The sequence below is a fragment of the Methylophaga pinxianii genome, assembly GCF_020447225.1.
In the GTDB taxonomy this organism is placed as follows: Bacteria; Pseudomonadota; Gammaproteobacteria; order Nitrosococcales; family Methylophagaceae; genus Methylophaga; species Methylophaga pinxianii.
In genome coordinates this window covers 1-2592 of record NZ_JAJAEO010000096.1, presented here as the reverse complement: position 1 = coordinate 2592, position 2592 = coordinate 1, and the positions used below count along the sequence as shown (strand labels likewise).

4 protein-coding genes are annotated in these 2592 nt (G+C 44.5%); 3 read left to right on the top strand and 1 reads right to left on the bottom strand.

Annotation, left to right across the window (positions count from 1 at the left end; genetic code table 11):
• The 3 genes from LGT40_RS00615 to LGT40_RS00605 all read left to right on the top strand — a co-directional run.
• Nucleotides 1-368: DUF2817 domain-containing protein (locus tag LGT40_RS00615; RefSeq protein WP_226343122.1), on the top strand; the 368-nt coding region annotated here is incomplete at its 5' end.
• Complete coding sequence (locus tag LGT40_RS00610; RefSeq protein WP_226075549.1) at nucleotides 352-1482, top strand: GNAT family N-acetyltransferase/peptidase C39 family protein; 1131 nt, start codon at nucleotides 352-354, stop codon at nucleotides 1480-1482. The genes LGT40_RS00615 and LGT40_RS00610, both read left to right, overlap by 17 nt.
• A 61-nt stretch (nucleotides 1483-1543) precedes the next feature.
• Nucleotides 1544-1999, top strand: a complete 456-nt coding sequence (locus LGT40_RS00605; protein WP_226075547.1) for a tellurite resistance TerB family protein — start codon at nucleotides 1544-1546, stop codon at nucleotides 1997-1999.
• A 66-nt stretch (nucleotides 2000-2065) separates the two neighbouring features.
• Here the strand turns inward: LGT40_RS00605 and LGT40_RS16520 are convergent, their stop codons facing one another.
• On the bottom strand, nucleotides 2066-2368 hold the full coding sequence (locus tag LGT40_RS16520) for an EamA family transporter (RefSeq protein WP_432758069.1): 303 nt from the start codon (nucleotides 2366-2368) through the stop codon (nucleotides 2066-2068).
• Between the last annotated feature and the right edge of the window lie 224 nt (nucleotides 2369-2592).

Sequence of the window (2592 nt, the reverse complement as noted above, 5' to 3'; positions counted from 1 at the left end):
AAAAAAAAGCACGTGAATTATTTGGTGCAACAGTGACGGAACCCGCGTTGGGAACATCCACTTCTGGCATCAAACATGGCTTACATGATTATTTCTGGCACCAGCAAGGCGATAATGTTTGCTTTTTGACACTGGAATTTGGCACTTTTGGCAATCAGCAAATGCTGAATGTTCTGTTTGCTGACCAACAGTTGCAACAATCCGGCAAGATTGACTGGTCAGATCAGAAAACGCTGGATATCAAACATGCGATGCAGGATTTTTTCTGTCCCGCCGAAACACAGTGGCAAGAGCTGGTCTTGTTCCGTGGACGCCAAGTCATTGAAATGGCTCTGGAGGGTTTGACCACTAATGCAAATGGCAGTTAATCAACAAGTAAATTCGATTATATTTCGTGCGGCCAGCTTAGCCGATGTCGATGCTTTGCTGGCGATTGAAAACAACTGTTTTGACAGTGATCAATTATCCCGCCGCAGTTTTAAATGGATGATAAACAAGGCCAACGCATTATTGTTGGTTGCGGAACAACAGCAGAACATAATGGGGTATGTATTACTGCTATACGCCCGGGGTACCTCCCTCGGACGTATCTATTCGCTGGCAGTATTACCGCAATACCGTAACCAGAAAATCGCCCGGGCTTTAATGCGCGAGGCCGAGCAAGCAGCGTTAAGCGCTGGTCGCAGTTTTATTCGATTGGAAGTGCGTCCGGACAATCTGGGCGCCATCAAACTATATGAAAGTCTCGGCTATCATCAATTTGAAATCGTCACAGACTATTACGAAGATCATGCTAATGCGTTACGCATGATGAAAGTATTACAGCCACAACCTGAAGAGCTGCATCAGCAGGTTTTTCATTATTCACAAAGCACCGACTTTACCTGTGGTCCTGCCAGTCTGATGATGGCAATGAAAACCCTGCAGCCGGTCATGCATCTGGACCGTGGTTTGGAATTACAGCTTTGGCGTGAAGCTACCACCATATTCATGACATCCGGTCATGGTGGCTGTAGTGCACAAGGATTGGCTTTAGCCGCTTGGCGACGTTATTTCAAAACTACCTTGATAACAAACAGTGCTGAAGTGCCCTTTGTAAACGGAGTACGTAGTGAAGATAAAAAAGCCGTGATGGAATGTGTGCATCAGGACTTTATGCGTCAATTGGAAACTTCGGATGTCGAGCAGCAGATGCGACAGATTGATGTGAATTTACTGCGTGATTACCTGAGTCAAGGCGCATTGGCAGTGGTTTTGATTAGCTCTTACCGACTTAATCAAAATAAATCACCTCATTGGGTCGTATTAGTCTCGATCTCGGATACTTTTGTCTACTTTCATGATCCGGATATTGACTGGGAAGATGATAAAACCCTCACCGACAGTTTTTATGTTCCAGTAACGCATAAGGAATTCAATCGTATGTTGGGTTACGGAAAACCCCGTTATCAGGCAGCTGTGATTTTGCATTCGATAAAATAATCCTTATTTCTGACAAGAACTGTCGAATCTATAAACTGTCCGTGCAGGAGAGGAGAAATCTATGCTGGATAAACTTAAACAACTTTTACAACGCGAATTACTCAGTGATAACGATGAGGGAGAGGAAGCCCATGTCTCGGTAAAACGGGCTGCCGCGGCCCTGATGATCGAAGTTATTGCTGCGGACTATCACTTTAAGGAAGAAGAGCGGGCATTACTATTATCGATACTGCAAAAACGTTTTTCGCTGGATAAAGAAGCTGCTGAAAGTTTACTGGCGGAAGCCGAACTTGCCCACAAAGATGCCACAGATTATTTTACTTTTACCGCCGAAATCAACCGGCTTTTCAGTCAGGAAAAGAAAATCGAATTAATCCATATTCTTTGGCAGCTTGCCAATGCTGATAATGAAATCCATCAAATCGAACAACATGTTATCCGTCGCATCAGCAACCTGTTACACGTTGAACACAGTGATTATATTGCCGCTAAGCTGGCTAGCATTGGCCATACCTAATAAATGATAGCGCTATTACATGGTGTTGAGTTGCGCGAAAATTTTAAGTCATGAGATGTAATGTTATTACATCCCATTTTCATTGATGCATGCTGTTCGTGACTTAATTATCTTGACCCTAACCTCTGCTAGGTAAATCCCGCCCAGCCCAAATATCAGTGCCAAGCCATGGTAGTAGAGGAAAGGTTCACCAAGTGTGATAACTGCAAACATCGCACCCAACGCCGGAACCAAGCAGGGAAAGAGGCTGGCACGAGCAGGGCCAATCAGTTCCACTCCCCGCATATAAGCAAGTTGTGCGGTCAAGGTTGGACCCACTGTTACGAACGCCAATACCCACCAGCCCGTAGCATTAGGCCAATAGGACATTAATGGCCGTTTTTTTATGAATGAAGTTTTTTGACAGCTCAAAGACTAACGTAACAAATACCGACAAGTGGGGGAGAGCTCTGACGGCCTCGATTTTTACTTGGTCATTAGTTTCCTTTTTTGTCGCTAGGGTCTGTTGATCTTTGGTGGTTAAATATTGAGCAGCATGGTGACTCGGTATAATTGTAGTTCACCACAAACAACTATCACACCCAATCACCATG

Coding starts and splice junctions, on each gene's coding strand:
- LGT40_RS00610 (WP_226075549.1), top strand. CDS start 352: ATGCAAATGGCAGTTAATCAACAAGTAAATTCGATTATATTTCGTGCG.
- LGT40_RS00605 (WP_226075547.1), top strand. CDS start 1,544: ATGCTGGATAAACTTAAACAACTTTTACAACGCGAATTACTCAGTGAT.
- LGT40_RS16520 (WP_432758069.1), bottom strand. CDS start 2,368: ATGTCCTATTGGCCTAATGCTACGGGCTGGTGGGTATTGGCGTTCGTA.